The organism is Paraburkholderia phenazinium (genome assembly GCF_900142845.1).
Classification (GTDB): domain Bacteria; phylum Pseudomonadota; class Gammaproteobacteria; order Burkholderiales; family Burkholderiaceae; genus Paraburkholderia; species Paraburkholderia phenazinium_A.
Genome location: NZ_FSRU01000001.1, coordinates 3,007,635 through 3,024,591 on the forward strand (window position 1 = coordinate 3,007,635; position 16,957 = coordinate 3,024,591).

Genomic DNA, 16,957 nt, shown 5'->3' on the forward strand with positions numbered 1-16,957 from the left:
ACCATGATTGCAGACCTGATCATTCGCGGCGGCACTGTCGTCACCGACTCCACCCAATACGTCGCATCCATTGCGATCAAGGACGGCCGCGTGCTGTGCATCGGACACGATGCGAGCATGCCCGAGGCGAAAGAAACGCTCGATGCGCGCGGCAAGCATGTGCTGCCCGGCGCGATCGACGTTCACGTTCATTTCCGCGAACCCGGCTACACCCATAAGGAAACATGGGCAACAGGGACGGCGAGTGCTGCGATGGGTGGCGTCACGACGGTGTTCGAAATGCCCAATACGAACCCGCCGACCGGCACGCCCGATGCATTGAAGCTCAAGCTCGAAGCGGCACAGAAGGCATACGTGGACTACGGCATCTATGGACTGCTCGCCGAAAACAATCTGGATCAACTGGAGAGTCTGATCGACGGCGGCGTGGCGGCGTTCAAGTGCTTCATGGGCAACACGTTCGGCAACCTGCCCTCGCCGCCCACCGGCGCGATGCTCGAAGGATTTGAAATCGTCGCGCAGCATGGCATGCGCATCTCCCTGCATGCGGAAAACGCGTCGATCATGGCGCGACGTCAACAGCAACTCAAAGCGGCTGGCCGGCATGATCCGCTCGCCCATCTCGATGCGCGACCACCCGTTGTTGCCGTAGAAGCGGTGGCCCGTGCGGCGATTCTCGCTGAATGGACCGGCGCCCGCATTCACATCCTGCATGTTTCGTCGGGTGATGAACTGCGGCCGCTTGCGGAAGCGAAGGCGCGCGGCGTCGACATCACCGCCGAGACAGCACCGCACTATCTGCTGCTCGACGAACGTGCGTACCGCGAAAAGGGCTCGCTGATTCGCGTGAATCCGCCGATTCGTCAGAAGCAGCATCAGATCGCGCTATGGGAAGGCATTCGCAACGGCACGATCGACATGATCGCGACCGATCACGCGCCGCACGCCGAAACCGAAAAGTTCAAGGACGACATCTGGTGCGCCGATTGCGGCTTCACCGGCGTGGAAACACAAATGCCGTTGATGTTGACGCAAATCGCGCAAGGCCGTCTCACGCTCAACGACTATGTGCGACTCACCGCGACGGCGCCCGCGAAGGCGTTTGGCCTCTTCCCGTACAAGGGCATTCTGCAACCGGGGGCGGACGCCGATATCGTCGTGATCGACATGGAGCGCGAAGAAATCATTACGTCCGGGCGGCTCAAGTCGATCGGCAACTCCACGCCGTTCAACCTCACACCCGTCAAGGGCGTGCCGGTACATACGCTCGTGCGTGGACGCTTTGTGATGCGCGATCGCGAGCTGGTCGAAAGCGCGCGCGGGCATGGGCAATCAGTGCGCCGGATCCAGAAGATGCCCGCGGCTACCCCACGCAATCTCGATCAGAGTACGGCCGCGATCACGTCGTCGCATCCGCAAGAAAGCGTGCTTTGACTGCCGGCGTGGACACACAGGTGCTGCGGGTGGGCCGGTTGTTGACGGCGCCCGGCCGGCACGCGCCTTCGGGACCGTCTGCGATTCATGTGCGGGACGGGCGCGTGGCCGCAATCGAAGCGCTGCCGCATGACGCGACGGACCGTAGCCGCTCGTTGATTGCGCTGCCTGCTCCCGTCAATGCACACGACCACGGACGCGGACTGCGCACACTCGCGTTCGGCGCCGCGGATGGTCCGCTCGAAACGTGGATCGCCGCGCTTGCGCGCGAGCCACGCGTCGATCCGTATCTGCGCGCCGCCGTGGCGTTTGCAGGACTCGCCGAAGGCGGCATCTGCGCGGCCAATCACTGTCACAACACGCAGAATAGCCAGGCGCTCTACGAAGAAGCCGTGGGCGTGGCAAAGGCCGCGTATGACGTAGGCATTCGCGTGGCGTTCGCCGTGCCGTTTGCAGGGGCGAATCCGACGGTGTATGGCAACCTCGGCGCCCTCCTTGCGCGTCTGCCTGAAGACGATCGGGCGGTATTGCTCGCCACGCAGCGGCCGTCGCGCACGCTCGCTGACAACCTCGCGTTGACTGAGCGGATCGCTGCCCTCCAACATCCGTGGTTCTCGGTGCAATACGGGCCGGTCGGGCCCCAGTGGGTCGACCATGCGACGCTGGAAGCGGTTGCGCGCGCATCCGCCGAAACGGGCCGACGCGTCCACATGCATCTGTTCGAAACGCGGCAGCAACGCGAATGGGCAGACGCCCGCTATGGTCCAGGTGGACTGATCGCTTATCTGGCCGGCATCGGTATGTTGTCGGCGCGCCTCACGGTTGCGCACGGCGTCTGGCTCACGCCGGATGAATGCGATGTGCTTGCGCGTTATAACGTGACGGTTTCGATCAATACGTCATCGAACCTGCGTCTTCAGTCTGGGATTGCACCGCTTGCTTCGATGATCGAGCGCGGAGTGCGTTTTGGCATTGGCCTCGACGGCATGGCACTCGACGACGACGATGACATGTTGCGCGAGATGCGTCTGCTGCGCCATGTCCAGCAAACGCAATCGCACGCCACGCTATCCATAGGCGAGCTGTTCGACGCGGCGTGCCGGCATGGCCGCTCCACGGTCGTCAGCGATGGCGGCGGCAGCATCGAAGTGGGCGCGCCCGCGGACATCCTGATCGTGGACACGACCCGGATCTTCCGTGACAGGCTCAACGACAGCGACGAAGGTCTGCTCGACCTGCTGCTTGCGCGTCTGACCAAAGCCGATATCGCCACCCTGGTCGTGGCGGGCCGCACGATCGTCGAGCGCGGTCAATGTTGCTCCGTCTCGCGCAGCGCGCTTGAACAGGCACTGCTGAACGACGCGCGACGTGCACGCGAGATCGCGCCGCTTCAACCCGCCGACACAGCACGGTTGACCCGGCTACACACGGCGCTCGGCGACTTTTACGCCTGCGGTTGTCACCGCAAACCGGATTGAATGAACCGGCTGGTCACAGAAACCGGCCCGCTACCAGGAATCGGACTCATGGAAACAGCAGCAGACAACGAAATGATGACACGCGTCGGACCGACGACGCCGGGTGGGACGCTGTTGCGCGCGTATTGGCAGGCGGTCGCGCTGGTGGAGGAGCTTGACGGGCCGCGCCCCGTCAAGGCCGTGCGTCTGATGGGCGAAGACTTCGTGCTGTTTCGCGACGAACTGGGACGCTACGGCCTGCTCGATCGTCATTGTCCGCATCGCGCCGCCGATCTCGCGTACGGCCGGCTCGAAAACGGCGGCTTACGCTGCCTGTTTCACGGCTGGCTGTTTGCGGTTGACGGCACCTGCCTCGAAACGCCGGCTGAGCCGCCCAATGTGCGTCTTTGCGACCGCGTGCGTCAGACGGCTTATCCGGTGGTCGAACGATCGGGCATCCTGTTCGCCTATCTCGGCAAGGGCACGCCGCCCGCGTTTCCCGCATTCGATTGCTTTGTCGCGCCGTCGAGCCATACGTTCGCATTCAAGGGTCTCTTCGAGTGCAACTGGCTGCAGGCATTGGAGGTGGGAATCGATCCATCGCATGCGTCGTATCTGCATCGTTTCTTCGAAGACGACTCGCCGTCCGAAAGCTACGGCAAACAGTTTCGCGGCACATCGGCGGATTCCGATGTCGCGATCACGACGGTTTTGCGCGAATACGATTGCCCCACGATTCAGGTCGAGTCCGCTCCTTACGGCCTGCGCTTGACGGCGCTGCGTGACCTGGGCCACGCGCAAACCCATGTGCGCGTGACGAACCTCGTATTTCCGCAAGCGTTCGTGATTCCGATGAGCGCCGAGATGACGATCACGCAATGGCATGTGCCGGTCGACGACACCCATTGCTATTGGTACGCCATCTTCACCAGTTTCACGGAACCCGTCGACAAGGCGCAAATGCGCGCGCAGCGGCTGGAACTCTATGAATTGCCCGACTACACGTCACGCCGTAATCGCCGCAACGAGTATGGCTACGACGTCGACGAGCAACATCGCGAGACCTACACCGGCATGGGCCACGACATCAACGTTCATGATCAGTGGGCGGTCGAATCGCAAGGCCCCATCCAGGATCGCACCCGGGAACATCTCGGCACCGCCGACAAAGGCATCGTGCGTTACCGCAGGTTGCTGAAGGATTCGATTCGCGCGGTTTCGCGCGGAGAGCGTGCGCCGATGATGGTCGATGAGAGCGAAGCGCGGAACTTGACGGGCCCCGCGTCGATCGACGGCATCAGTCATGGCGTAGAAGCGGCGACTTACTGGCAGGACGCCGACCAGCGTCGCCGCGAAGCATGCGAATGGGCTTCGCGCGCGCAATCGACGATGAAGGAAGCGTGATGCCGTCACGTCCATTCGCCGAACAGCACGCGCTGTGGTCCGACGCGCAGCACGACGCCGCGTCGCTGCTGGCCGCTCGTCTGGAAAGTGGCGACTTCGACACCGTGCGCTTTGCGTTTCCCGATCAGCACGGCATCTTGCGCGGCAAAACGCTCGTTGCTGCAGAAGCCGCGCGCGCGCTGCGCTCGGGCGTTGGCTTCACGTCCACGATGTATGCGAAAGACACGTCGCATCGCTCGGTGTTCTCCGTGTTCACCAGGGAAGGTGGACTCGGCCTCGACAACATGGCGGGCACATCCAACAGCGTGCTGCTGGCCGACCCCACTACGTTCAAGGCGCTGCCGTGGAGCCCGCGTACGGGCTGGCTGCTCTGTGATGCGTATCTGCCCGACGGACGGGCGGTGCCCTATGCAACCCGTCCGATCCTCGCGAAAGCAAACGCGTTGCTCGCGGAGCGAGGCTGGCAGTTGACAACCGGCCTCGAGGTCGAGTTTCACGTTTTTCGCGTGACCGATCCGCATATGCAACCGGAAGATGCGGGACAGCCCGGACGTCCTGTCGATGTCGAACTGCTGACGCATGGCTATCAATATCTCACGGAGTCGCGTTACGACGCCGTCGACGGCTTGATGCAGTTGCTGCGCGAAACGTGTGAGCGACTTGAGCTGCCGGTCAGTTCGCTGGAGATCGAGTTCGGTCCTAGCCAGTTCGAGTTCACCTTTGCGCCGCAATCCGCGGCGGCATCGGCTGACGCCATGTTGCTGTTTCGCAGCGCCGTCAAACAGGTGTGCGCCCGACACGGCTATCACGCGACCTTCATGTGCCGCCCACGCATTCCGAACGTCGTGTCGAGCGGCTGGCATCTGCATCAGTCGCTTGTGTCGATTGATGCTGCAGACGCGGGTTCCAATCTGTTCAAGCCCGATGCGACCGGACATCCCCTATCGCCGCTCGGCCTTCAGTTCATGGGCGGCCTGCTCAGACACGCGAGTGCATCGACGCCGTTCGCGACGCCGACCATCAACGGATACAAGCGTTTCAGAAGCCAGTCTCTAGCGCCGGATCGCGCATGCTGGGCGCACGACAATCGCGGCGCCATGCTGCGCGTGCTCGGTGGCGTGGGCGATAACGCGACGCGCATCGAAAACCGCATTGGCGAACCTGCGGCGAATCCCTACCTCTATTTTGCTTCGCAGATCTTCTCCGGCCTCGATGGGGTCGATCAGGCCATCCATCCTGGCGAGTCGGCCGATCAACCGTATTCATCGCCCGCGCCACGCTTGCCGACCACCCTGGCGGCTGCGCTCGATGCGCTGGCCGCGGATGAAGTCTTACGTTCCCAGTTTGGGCCTGGGTTTGTCGACTACTTCATTCATCTGAAGCGCGCCGAGCTGGAGCGGTATCAAGCTGAAGTGTCCGAGTGGGAGCAACGCGAGTACTTCAATCTGATGTAGATCCGTGTGGCCGTGGTGCAAATAGGTGGCGAGATCGTATTCATCAACCGGGATGGGGCTTCTCGAACCTGCGTTTCTAGTTGCCCCCAGACTTTGGACACAATCGCTTAACCTTTGACGTGCGCCTACACCGATGCCCTGATAGTGGCGGCGCGGGCGATTCTCAGACTATTGCACAACGCTTGGGCTCGGGATTCCATCGAACCAGCCGGTTGTTTCGCCTGGGCCGCGATGCAGTCTTCAGGCACGCTCACTCGGGAACAAAGCCCGTTTTACCCTCCAACATCACGGACCCGGCAATGTCCTTTTGCGCCTGTAGGGCGGCCAGACTCCTGGTGTAGCCGGCTTCCAGCACTCCATAGGCATCACCGCCCAGGACGGTGCGCAGCGGCGGCTCCGGCATCTGGCTGATCGTATAGATAGCGTCGGCCATTTTCACGGGATCGCCCGAAGCATTTGCGTCACCGTTTTCCTCGATCCAGCGACGTAGCTTGCCAACCGCGCTGCCCTTGTAGTCTTCAAGTTCCTGAGTCCAGTGGATATTGGCCACGAAGCCGGTCCTGATAGAGCCCGGTTCAATAATGATGGTCTTGATGCCGAACTCGGAGACTTCCTGGGCCACCGCTTCGGCAAAGCCTTCAAGTCCGAACTTCGCGGCGTGATATAGCGCGCCTCCCGGGAAGGCGGCACGTCCGCCGACGCTACTGACATGGATGAACGTGCCGCGCTTCTTTGCGCGCAGCGTGCCGAGGAATGCACGAGTGACATGGATGGGCGCGAGCAGATTCAGGGTGATCTGCTGCTGGATATCAGCTTCGCTCATTTCCTCCATCGCGCCAATCACGGCGCCGCCCGCATTGTTCACGACTACGTCGACATCGGGATGGCGCGCTGCGACGCTTTGAACCTGTTCGCGATTGGTCAAGTCGACCGACTCAACTTCGAGCAGATCCGGCCACGCCTGCTTCAGCGCCTGCATCGCTTCAACACGGCGCACCGCTGCAATCACAGGATGCCCCTCGGCAAGCACCTTTGTCGTGAGGGCGAGCCCCAGACCGCCAGACGCACCGGTAATGAACCACTTCTGACCAGACATTATGCCGTTCTCCCTTCAAATTGCGTGACTCAGGACATACCCACTGCTCATTCCGGTTGCCCTCACGATGGCGGGCCGTTTCTGGTCCCTCGCCGGCGTGATGACAACTAGCGTTGGCCACATGGTCGGTGTAAGGCAGGCGTGCGCAACGACCTCGTGCTGTCGGCTTTCCGCGAAGGCCGATCCTGTACATCAAACCACGCGTAGACTTCAGTTTGGGATCGTCTCGACCGATGCGTCCAATACTTCGTTTTCATCCATTTAATGCTTGGAAGGTATCAGATGGAACTTCGGCACTTGCGGTACTTCGTCGTCGTTGGCGAAGAGCAGCATTTTGGACGTGCGGCTGAGCGCCTCCGTGTTGCTCAGCCCTCCCTGTCGCGGCAGGTCCGGGATTTGGAGAGCGAACTGGGATTCCCTCTGTTCGACCGATTGCCGCGAGGAGTTCGATTGAGCGCAGCGGGGAAACTGTTCCTGGACGACTCGCGACGCATCTTGCAAGATGTCGATGAGGCGAGGCGTCGCGCCGAGCGGATCGCCCTTGGCAGAGCCGGTACGCTTCGAATCGGAATTGCCACGGCGTTGTCCTGGCATGCAATGGTTGTCGACTCGATTCGCGAACTTCGGCGCCGACAGCCAGATGCGGAGTTGATGCTGCACCACATGCTTTCTATTCATCAGATTGAAGCAGTCTTGTCGGGCCGGCTGGATGCCGGGTTTTCCGCTGCCATCACGCCGTGGCACAAGGATCTGGCGCATTGGGAGTTCGCGCAAGACAGGATCCTGCTTGCAGTGCCCAAAGGTCACCCCTTAACGAAGCGGCAAGGAATTCGATTGCGGGATCTGCAGGACATGCCGTTCATCTGGTTCCAGCGATGGGCTAATCCAGGCTTCGATGATCAATTGATGCGGGCGTGTGCTCGTGGCGGCTTGCGCGCTCCGCACATCGTCCAGGAGGCAATGGACCGCGACACACTATTGGGTCTTGTGCAATGCCAGATTGGAATCGCCTGGTCAACAGAGTCGACGCGTTGGCACTGCCCTCGAAGCGTTGTGTTACTTCCGGTTGTTGACATGAATGTCCGGCTCCCGTTCAATCTAATCTGGAAAAAAGACAATTCGTCGCCCTTACTGCAGAAGTTTGTCGCTCAGGTACAGGCGGAGGGCAATTCTGTCCAGTCACACCGGCCGGAGTAAGCGCTTGATGCAGAGGCATAGTCCCGAAGCTATCGTCGTTTTGAGTTTTGACACGGCCTCGGCCGTGAGCCGCAGGTATCAGGCGCGTTCGATTGCGCTCATATGCATCCGGTCGAATCAGGGAATAACTGACGCATCGCCACGGTCTTGCAGGTATGACAGACTCGAAACGGGTGATCAAATGAACATCGTCGACATGGCACATGCATCGGGATTTGCCGTCATCCTGGACGGCAGAATCGGTCGCGAGGAATACCAGAGCGTATGCGGTTCGGTATCGGCATTACAGCGATTCGCCGAAGCGGTACGTCAGGACGCGGCGAGTCAGCGCGAATCTGCGCCGCTGAAGTCGCCGCCGGCTGATCTGTCTGGACGGTTACGCCGCAGTTTTATTGGAGGTACGAGAAAATCTGGCGGCCAGGCGGCGTTTGCTCGTCGCGCGTCGCACAACGCTTGCCGGATGCAGTCATGACGGCGCAGATGCAAACCGTTCTGCGTCGGTTGCAGCTTGGGTCTGGCGTGGTGTTGCTGATCTACCTCTTTCTTCATCTGGTCAATCACGCGCTCGGGATCTGGTCACTCGAACTGGCTGGACGTGGCCTTGCTTTAGCGCTATGGCTCTGGCACAGCACACCTGGAACGATTGCGTTGTACGGTGCGGCTGCGCTCCACTTTGCGCTGGCCGTGCGCACGATATACGGGCGCCGTCACTGGACGTTACCGTTAGCTGAGTGGGTTCGCCTGTGGGCAGGACTCAGCCTGCCGCTGCTGCTTATCCGCCATGCAGTGACGACCCGGCTCGCGTCCTCGCTCTATGGCTTCGAGCCTGACTATGAGCGCGTCGTGATCGTCCTGCTAACGAGTGGTACGCAGGGTTTGCAGCTTGCGCTGCTCGCGCCTGGATGGATACACGGATGCCTCGGACTATGGTTTCGATTGCGTCACTTCCCGTGGGCGCGCCGCATGAAACCAGCACTGTTGGCTTTGGTCGCCCTATTGCCATTACTATCCGCGGCAGGCTTTATCCGGATGATGCGAGCTGTCGAGGCGAAGAGCGTTGTACTTGCGGCCCCCGATCCAATCCTGATTGCGCATCGGCTCACCCTGGATGTCTGGCGTCACGATCTCGTGACCTTCTATTTGTCCCTGATCGTCAGCGCGTTTGCCGCAGGCCAATTGCGCAACGGCCTTGAACGCCGGAGGTTGCGGAAAATTTCGCTGAATTCGTGACACGGCTACGACCCTGCGCGAGAGCGCCGCTGCTGAGTCGCAGGACCGAGGCCAGCACCTCCAGGATTTTCTGGTCTTCGTCCCGGGTCTGGATTGTTTTTCCGACATCGTGATGTCGGTCAATTTCTGTTTCAAGACCTTCTCTCGCTGAACTGACCTGCCTGGCGGTCAATCCGGTGGCCGACCCTTCGGCCGCAACAGCCCACCGGGCGCCGGGACCCGGGCGCCATTCAGGACGTTCTGGCGGATTCCGGTCTACTGCTCACCCGTATCTCGGCAGTGGACAGTGCGCCCTCGTTGATCACGAGCCCGATCCCGCCATTCTCGTAGCCTTCCGTGGTGTCGCTGATCGAGAAGACGGGCTGCCCGTCGATCGAGCAGTCGATCTCGCTGCCGCTCAGCGTCACCGACATCGGATAGGATTGCTCGAGATTCCACGAGTACGCCTTCTCGGCGAGTACCGTCCGCTTGCCATCCCTGACCTTGATAAGGCGCAGATAGCCGTCGCGCGACAGAAGCATGGCGTAATAGCGGCGCAACCCCTGAACCCGAACCGCTAGTCCACCCTCGTGTCCCAGGTGGATAACGATGCTCGACGATACGGTGTAGTCGCTCCACTGCCGTGTGCCATGAATGATGATGCCTTCGCCCACGCTTTGCGAAATACGGAATGCCGCCGGAAAATTCTTGCTGAAGATGCTCACGCTATTGATCCACGCGAGACGCCAGAAATCGCCCGGCTCGTCGGGGCGGCGCAGACGAAGCTCCGGCGGTCCGTCACAGCGGAGATAGTCGACGAGAATCACCCCCTTGGCCTGCGGCGCAGCGGTCGCCAGATTGAAGCCGATTTGCTGGATCGGCTGGCCGCCGGTATCGGGCAGGCGCCAGCGCAGCAACGTGCTTTGCCCAGGGGCCAGCGTCTGCGACTCGCCGTCGATCGTGTTCAGCGTATCGCCTTTGCCATACACTTTTAGCCGAAGGTTGACGGACACGGGCGCCGAGTTGCCCGGCCCGGCGGCAATGCTCGCCTCGACCCATTGCCCCGGGTAGATGAGCGGCGTAGCCATCAACTCGTACACCGGCATTTGCGGCGCATTGGGTGGCGAAAAAGTCGGCGTCATCGCCGACAGCTTCTGACCCGGCGCGAGAGACTGGATGCGCAGTGCAAGCTTGCCGCCGCTGTTCTCCACGCTCAACGCGCCCGGCGAACCACTCCTCGTGTCGGCCTCAAAACCCTGCACGCTGCCCGGCAATGAGAAGTGAAAGAGCGCACCGTTCTTTGGCCTATCCGGTGCGGGCATGCCGGCGAGCTGGTGGCCGAACCCGGCGATCTGGTAGGCAATCCGCACCGCATCGGTGACCGCGTTGCCGCCATCGGCCGAAGAGATCAGCATCCGGTCCGCGATCGGGCCGCGCCAGTCAGGCCCCGCATCCACGCCTGCGAGCCCAAGCTTGATGCCCAGCAAACAACCGAGATTGCCCGAATTGCAGTCGGTGTCCCAGCCGGACGTGTTGACTATCATCAGCGCCTTTTGCAGGTCGTCCGGCGCGTAAAGCAGACTCATGATGATGAGTGCGTGATTGGGCACCACATGGCAGTTGCCTGGGAATTTGTCGTAGCCGTAGTGGTCCTGGATGCGTTGACGGCAATCGCGCCATTCCGGCAGTTCGGCGTGCCAGCGGCGCACGTCGGCAATCAGGCGGGCGATCAGACTGTCCTCGGGAATCACGGAAAGCCCAACTTCAATCAGATGGGTGACGTCATCCGAAACGAATGCTTCGGCCTCCATGGCAGCGAGCAACTTCGCCGCATGAACGGCCTCACCATCATGGCTCACCTTCGCGGCCTGTTCGGCGAGGCGCGCTGCGAGCTGGGGCTGGCCGGGCGCGACCATGGCCCAGCCGTCAATGAAGATCTGCGCGCCGATCTGTTCCGCGACGGTTTGCCCGTTGACGGCAATGGAGCCGCTCGCGGGCGCCGGAACGCCTCGCTTCAGGTTTAGCCATGCCGTATGCTCGCTGGAGTTGCCGCTGCCGCCCCACCAGAGAATCGCGCGGTTCTCGACAATATTGTTGAGCCACGTCTTGCCGATTTCCTCGGCCGAGAGTTCCGGCTTGACACCGTGCTCTTCGAACGCACGTAGAAATGTGAAGGTGCCGGCGACGTCGTCGTCGGTCACGACGAGCGGAACGCCTAGCCGGTCGTGAACGTAGTAGTCGATAGTGCCAAGCTCCGCCATGATGCGCTGATGAGTCCAGTTTTCGAAAGGCCTGCCGAGGAATACGCCGATAAGCTTACCGAGCACGCCGGCGTAGACGCGTTCCAGATAATCTTGCTGAAGAGACATGAGTGGCACCTCTGCATACGGTACGGTTGACGAAGGTGGTGAAAGACCGGGTCGCGTAAAGCGGCACTCAGCCTTTGACCGATCCGCTTGCCATGCCTTCGATAAAGCGGCGTTGCATGACAAGAAAAAAAGCGACCATCGGCGCGACGATAATAAGCGCCGCGGCCATGATTTCGCCCCAATCGCTGCTGTACTGACCGCCCATCGAGTAGAAGCGGACCACGGCGGTCTGCACGGCGTGTCCTTGCAGGAACGTCGTCGAGATCAGGAATTCGTTCCAGGTGTTCATGCCCGCGATCACCGCTACGGTCAAAAGTCCCGGCGAAACGAGCGGAAGCGTGACGCGGCTGAACACCTGCCAACGCGTCGCACCGTCCATGATCGCGGCCTCTTCTATCTCCACCGGAATCGCCAGAAAATAAGTGCGCAGCAAAAAGATCGAAAACGGACTGTAGATCGCCGTATAGATCAGCGAGGTCGCGAAGATACTGTCCACGAGGTTCAACTTCGCAAAGCCGAAGTACAGCGGGAACAGGTAGAGCTGGATAGGCAAGGTGGTGGTGGCGAGAAAGTACACCGCAATCCAGCGGGAGCCACGCACTTTCTGCCGGGCGAGCGCATACGCCGCCATCGAACCCGTCGCGCAGATCAGCACGACCGTCAGACCGGTCACTTTCACGCTATTGAGCAGCGACCTCGCCATCTCTGCGTCGCGCCACGCCCGTGCGAAATTGATCCACTGCGGCACGTGCGGCAGTGACAGCGGATCGGCCACGATCTCCGCGCTCGTCTTCAGCGCGCTGACGACCATCAACGCAAGCGGGAACAGTGCGACGACGGCGCCCAGCGCGAGGATCACATAAGTGATCGTCAAGGTGCCTCGGCTTATCGCATGGTTCACGATTCAAGCTCCTGTTGCTGAACGCGAACATAGAAGATCGTCGCTACCAACCCGAACAGACTGATCACCAGCGCCACAGCGGCAGCCGGCCCCATCGTGAAGTTATAAAATGCGTAGCGATACGAAAGCGTCGAGAGCACTTCGCTCGAAAACGCGGGTCCTCCTTGGGTCAGCACATAGACAAAGTCGAACGCGAGAAACGACCAGATCACGGTCATGATCATCATCAGCACGATGGTGGGCCGGATCGCCGGAAGCAGGATGTAACGCATCAGTTGGAAGTAGCCGGCGCCGTCGAGCCGGGCCGCTTCGATCTGTGCGCGATCGACCTGACGGAAAGCCGCGAAAAATATCACGGCCATAAAGCCCCACCAGTGCCAGAGATCGACGGAGGCAACGGCCAACAATGCCGTGGACGGATGCGCGAGGGGGTCGTCGAGGTGGAACCCGAAGATATGCAGCCACCCTATCAGCCCGCCATCCGGGTTATAGATCATCCCCTGCCACACCCGGGCGATCACCACGGTCGCGATGATAGCGGGAAGAAAATAGACAATCTGGAAAAAGGTCCGTCCTTTCCGCACCATCAGCAGCAAGGACGCAGCGACGAGGCCCATGATGATCGGCACCGTCAGGAATAGCGCGGTCCACTTGACGTTGTTGAGAAGCGCCGAGGAAAACACGGGATCGGCGAACATCGCGCGAAAATTGTCGAACCCTGCGAACACGGGATCCGACGTGCCGTCCCAGCTGACAAACGCCATGGCAACGGTGAGCAACGCCGGGATCAGGATGATCAGCAGGTTAATCAGCAAGGCTGGAAAGAGAAACCACATAAGGTCAGCTCACAGCGGCATTTGAACGATTTAGCGCGGCAGCTTCATGAGTGCCGCGCTTATTGGGCACATCAGCGGGGCGATTCAACGCGGTGGCAACGGAGGCACCTTGCCGTCCTTGAGTTCCTTGGCGAAGGTATCCTGCATGGTCTGGAGGTATTGGTTGACGGTGATCTTGCCGAGCCAGACCTGTTCGATACCCCGGATCAGATAGTCCTCTGTCGCGGGCGGCCAATAGGTCCAGGTCGTATAGCCGTAGTTGCCGTCGCGCACGCCTTTCGAAAACGACGTCACCGTGTTCGCGAACAACGGCGAAACATTCTTCTCCAGCTTGGTGGCATCCACCGACGTCAGCGGTAAGTTCCAGTCGCCCGGCCAGTCCTTGCTGATCTTGTCGTAGAACGCATCGGAGTAGAGATAGTTCAGAAATGCGGCGGCAGCGTCCGGATTGCTTGAGCTCTTGTTGATGGAAAGCGTGCTGCCAATACCGATCTCGTAAGTCGGGTAAGGCACGCCGTCGCGCAGACTGGGTAGCGCAACGACGCCGAGTTCCTGGCCCGTCTGGGCGAAGGCCTTGGTCATGAAGTCGAACGAGAACGTGCCGTTGGGTGCCATCCCGGCCTCTCCCTTGGCGAGGCGTAATGCCTGCTGGTCGCTCGTCAACGAGAAGTAGTCCTTGCCGAACCAGCCCTTCTGGTACCAGTCGTTCAGGAGACCGATCGCCTGCTGGAACACCGGCGCCGTCCACGGCAGTTCGCCCTTGAGAGCCTTGTACACATTGTCCGGTCCGGCGAAGTGATTGAGCACCACCGTCACATGCCATTCGTTCGCATCGCGCCAGTCGCCGTTGCCTACGGAGAACGGCGTGATGCCCTTGGCCTGCATCGCAGCCGCGAGTTTGTTCAGATCGGCTAGCGTCTTCGGCGGCTGCCAGCCGTTCTTCTCAAACAGCGTCTTGTTGTAGTAGAGCACCATCGTCTCGAAGGTACGCGGCAAGACGTAAATATGGCCCTTGTAGATCCCGGCCTTCAACGCCGGTGCAAGGATGCGCTGGTCGAGGTGATACTTCTGGATATAGGCATCGAGAGGAAGAAGATGGCCCGACTCGATCAGCGGAAGCGCATAGCTTGGCCCTGGCGTCATCACAAGGTCCGGTCCTCTGCCTGCGAGTACCGCCATGCGAATCTGCTTGTCGCCGGACCCACCGGCGCGGACATCGAGCGTTAGCGGACTGCCGGGATTCGCAGCATTAAAAGGATCGACGAGATCCTTTTGAAGGATGCGCTGCTGGTCCGGCGTGGCGCCGCGCTGGTACCAGAGCGAGATAGGATCGCCGGCGAAAGCTGACGTCGCCGTGGCCGGCACGAGGACTGAGAGCATCGCACAGATCAAAGCCATGCGCCGCGACGCAGTGACACAAGATTTCACCACCACCGCTCTGCTCTTCATTGCTGTCTCCTCCTGGTAGGCGGGATCGTCGTCGCCCTATTCACGCGGATTGGCGCCGCATGATCTCAAAGGGCATTTCCCGGTGCCGACCGGGCGTGTTCTCGGGTAGTTCCGTTAGCCGCTGCAGCATCATGTGCGCCGCCACCTGCCCGAGGACGTTCTGAAACTGGTTGACCGTACTGAGCGCCGGTGTGAGTACCCGCGCAGCGAAAATATCGTCGAACCCCATGACAGCGATGTCGTCAGGAATGCGATATCCGGCGTCGCGTATGACCGACATCGCGCCAATCGCCATCAGGTCGTTGGCGGCGAAGATCGCGCTCGGACGCTCTGGGCGCAGCAGCACTTCGCGGGTTGCCTGGATACCCGCTTCCTCATCGAAGCCGCTATTGACGAGGATGTCGGGAACCAGTCCTGCTTCGAGCATGGTGCGCTGGTACCCGAGGGCGCGGTTGTCCTGCGGGCCGCCAGTCCCGGTAATCATCGTGATGCGCCTGTGCCCACGCTCAAGCAGATAGCGCGTTGCTGCCGTGGCGGCGGCAACGTTGTCGACGAAGAGATTGTCGATAGGAAGCGGCCCGCTTTTTTTGGCCGACGTTTCGATTCGCAGGACGCCAACGTTCGCGCGAGTCAGTGGTTCAAATTCCGTCGCCCGTAACGCGAAGAACACGCCGATGATGCCGTCGACGCGCCCCTGCATTCCCCACTCGAGCACGCGCCGCTCGCGGTCGGCGTCGGACTGGGTGTTGAGTGCGATGACGTCGTACCCCGCGTCCTCGGCCGCGAGTTGCACACCGCGTACCAGGGCGGGATAGAAGGGGTTGCCGATGTCCGGCACGACGCAGGCGAGCGTCATGGTCCGCTGCGTCTTGAGGGCCTGGGCCAGCCTGTTGGGCATGTACCCGAGTTCCCGTGCGGCGCGGAAAACACGCTCAAGCGTGTCCCCGGGAAACGACTGGGTAGTCGAATTTCCAAGGATGAGAGATACGGTGGTTTGCGACACATTCGCGAGACGTGCGACCTCCCGCTGCGTTGCCCGTCTCGACGGCATTAGCTTCATTTCCGCAATAATCCGAATTAGTAATTCGTATTAGTAGGAAATGTATCACCCAATTTTGCGTGGAGCAACAAGAACGCACTCAGAGAAAACCCGGAACGCCGGCTCAGCCCGAGCGGCCGAACAACTGCACCACGAGTCCGCGAAGCCATCTACAGGAACCGGGCACGGATGGACGGCCAGTTCGTTCAATTTCGCCAGCGCCTCGCCGATGTGCCGCGGCAGCGTCGCAATGAGGTCGGTGCTTTTGATGATTGCGCCCAACTCAAGGAAGCCCGGCAGTTCCAGCACCACGTCCCGCAATTGAACGTGCGACGGAGCAGCCGTTACCCGCCGGTCTTCGACACAGCGCCCGACGCAACATTCGCCGCGTCATAACGCGCCCGGTTTGCCTCATTCGGCGGGTAGAGGCCTGGCAAAGCAGCACCGTTTTCGACCTCGCTCATGATCCAGTTTTCCAGTCGCTCCTGTTCGACCGACGCGGCAACGACCTCGTCAAGAAGCGCGGCCGGAATGAGCACAGCGCCGTCCTGATCGACCACGATGACGTCGTTTGGAAATACCGCGACGCCACCACAGTCGACGGGTTCCTGCCAACCGACAAACGTCAGGCCCGCCACGGAAGGTGGCGCTGCGGTGCCCTGGCACCAGACTGGAAGGCCCGTATTCAGCACGCCCGCAATATCCCGCACCACGCCGTCCGTGACAAGCGCTGCGACTCCACGCTTGTGCATCCGTGCACAGAGGATGTCGCCGAAGATTCCCGCATCGGTTACACCCAGTGCGCCCACGACGGCAATACAACCGCCTGGCATGGCTTCAATCGCCGCACGGGTTGAAATGGGCGAGCCCCATGATGCGGGCGTCGCAAGGTCTTCCCGCGCCGACACGAAACGAAGTGTGAATGCACGGCCGACGAGCCGCGGCTGACCTTCCGCTATCGGCCGGGTACCGCGAAGCCACACGTTGCGAAGACCATGTTTGAGCAGCACCGTCGTAAGCGTGGCGGTAGATACGCCCGAGAGAGCTGCAACGATCTTTTCGTCGAGCGGAAGTGAGTCGATGGTCATGGTTTGGCGCTCCCAAAGAAAAGT

Annotated in this window: 14 protein-coding genes and 2 pseudogenes; 7 read left to right on the forward strand and 9 right to left on the reverse strand. The window is 61.0% G+C overall.

Annotated features, from left to right (window positions below):
• The first annotated feature begins 3 nt into the window (after positions 1–3).
• Genes allB through BUS12_RS13130 form a run of 4 tightly spaced genes read left to right on the forward strand, consistent with a single transcriptional unit; the run spans position 4 to position 5,749 of the window.
• On the forward strand, positions 4–1,434 hold the full coding sequence (gene allB / locus BUS12_RS13115) for an allantoinase AllB (protein ID WP_074296093.1): 1,431 nt from the start codon (positions 4–6) through the stop codon (positions 1,432–1,434).
• Positions 1,431–2,912 carry an amidohydrolase family protein gene (locus tag BUS12_RS13120; RefSeq protein ID WP_171991634.1) on the forward strand — a complete coding sequence of 494 codons (1,482 nt, stop codon included), beginning with the start codon at positions 1,431–1,433 and terminating at the stop codon, positions 2,910–2,912. The genes allB and BUS12_RS13120 overlap by 4 nt, the downstream gene beginning before the upstream one ends.
• 48 nt (positions 2,913–2,960) lie before the next feature.
• Entirely contained in the window at positions 2,961–4,295 is a 1,335-nt protein-coding gene (locus BUS12_RS13125; protein ID WP_074296094.1) for an aromatic ring-hydroxylating dioxygenase subunit alpha, read from the forward strand.
• Entirely contained in the window at positions 4,295–5,749 is a 1,455-nt protein-coding gene (locus BUS12_RS13130) for a glutamine synthetase family protein (RefSeq protein ID WP_074297461.1), read from the forward strand. The genes BUS12_RS13125 and BUS12_RS13130 overlap by 1 nt, the downstream gene beginning before the upstream one ends.
• A gap of 250 nt (positions 5,750–5,999) precedes the next feature.
• On the opposite strand, the gene BUS12_RS13135 is transcribed toward BUS12_RS13130, so the two are convergent.
• Positions 6,000–6,845, reverse strand: coding sequence for an SDR family NAD(P)-dependent oxidoreductase (locus BUS12_RS13135; RefSeq protein ID WP_074296095.1), 846 nt, complete (start codon positions 6,843–6,845; stop codon positions 6,000–6,002).
• Between the two features lie 282 nt (positions 6,846–7,127).
• Between BUS12_RS13135 and BUS12_RS13140 the strand changes: the two genes are divergently transcribed.
• The 3 genes from BUS12_RS13140 to BUS12_RS13145 all read left to right on the forward strand — a co-directional run bounded on the left by BUS12_RS13140 (position 7,128) and on the right by BUS12_RS13145 (position 9,272).
• On the forward strand, positions 7,128–8,042 hold the full coding sequence (locus BUS12_RS13140) for a LysR substrate-binding domain-containing protein (protein WP_074296096.1): 915 nt from the start codon (positions 7,128–7,130) through the stop codon (positions 8,040–8,042).
• Positions 8,043–8,223: 181 nt separating this feature from the next.
• A complete protein-coding gene (locus tag BUS12_RS37810) occupies positions 8,224–8,514 on the forward strand; it encodes a hypothetical protein (RefSeq protein WP_083640369.1) in 291 nt (96 codons plus the stop codon).
• A complete protein-coding gene (locus BUS12_RS13145) occupies positions 8,511–9,272 on the forward strand; it encodes a hypothetical protein (RefSeq protein ID WP_074296097.1) in 762 nt (253 codons plus the stop codon). The genes BUS12_RS37810 and BUS12_RS13145 overlap by 4 nt, the downstream gene beginning before the upstream one ends.
• A 230-nt stretch (positions 9,273–9,502) precedes the next feature.
• Here BUS12_RS13145 and BUS12_RS13150 read toward each other — a convergent pair whose 3' ends face one another.
• The 8 genes and pseudogenes from BUS12_RS13150 to BUS12_RS13180 form a co-directional block, all read right to left on the reverse strand.
• Complete coding sequence (locus BUS12_RS13150) at positions 9,503–11,620, reverse strand: ADP-ribosylglycohydrolase family protein (protein WP_074296098.1); 2,118 nt, start codon at positions 11,618–11,620, stop codon at positions 9,503–9,505.
• Between the two features lie 67 nt (positions 11,621–11,687).
• On the reverse strand, positions 11,688–12,521 hold the full coding sequence (locus tag BUS12_RS13155; RefSeq protein ID WP_074296099.1) for a carbohydrate ABC transporter permease: 834 nt from the start codon (positions 12,519–12,521) through the stop codon (positions 11,688–11,690).
• On the reverse strand, positions 12,518–13,357 hold the full coding sequence (locus tag BUS12_RS13160; protein WP_074296100.1) for a carbohydrate ABC transporter permease: 840 nt from the start codon (positions 13,355–13,357) through the stop codon (positions 12,518–12,520). The genes BUS12_RS13155 and BUS12_RS13160 overlap by 4 nt, the downstream gene beginning before the upstream one ends.
• Positions 13,358–13,441: 84 nt before the next feature.
• A complete protein-coding gene (locus tag BUS12_RS13165) occupies positions 13,442–14,806 on the reverse strand; it encodes an ABC transporter substrate-binding protein (RefSeq protein ID WP_074296101.1) in 1,365 nt (454 codons plus the stop codon).
• A 40-nt stretch (positions 14,807–14,846) separates the two neighbouring features.
• Positions 14,847–15,704: a LacI family DNA-binding transcriptional regulator gene (locus BUS12_RS13170; protein WP_253190062.1), complete on the reverse strand. Its 858-nt coding sequence runs from the start codon at positions 15,702–15,704 to the stop codon at positions 14,847–14,849.
• Between the two features lie 3 nt (positions 15,705–15,707).
• Positions 15,708–15,866 (reverse strand): annotated as a pseudogene (locus BUS12_RS39790) (LacI family DNA-binding transcriptional regulator); the annotation flags it as partial.
• 138 nt (positions 15,867–16,004) lie between these two features.
• Positions 16,005–16,163, reverse strand: a pseudogene (locus tag BUS12_RS38155) (LysR family transcriptional regulator); the annotation flags it as partial.
• Between the two features lie 26 nt (positions 16,164–16,189).
• A complete protein-coding gene (locus tag BUS12_RS13180) occupies positions 16,190–16,933 on the reverse strand; it encodes a ribonuclease activity regulator RraA (protein WP_074296104.1) in 744 nt (247 codons plus the stop codon).
• Positions 16,934–16,957: the final 24 nt, after the last annotated feature.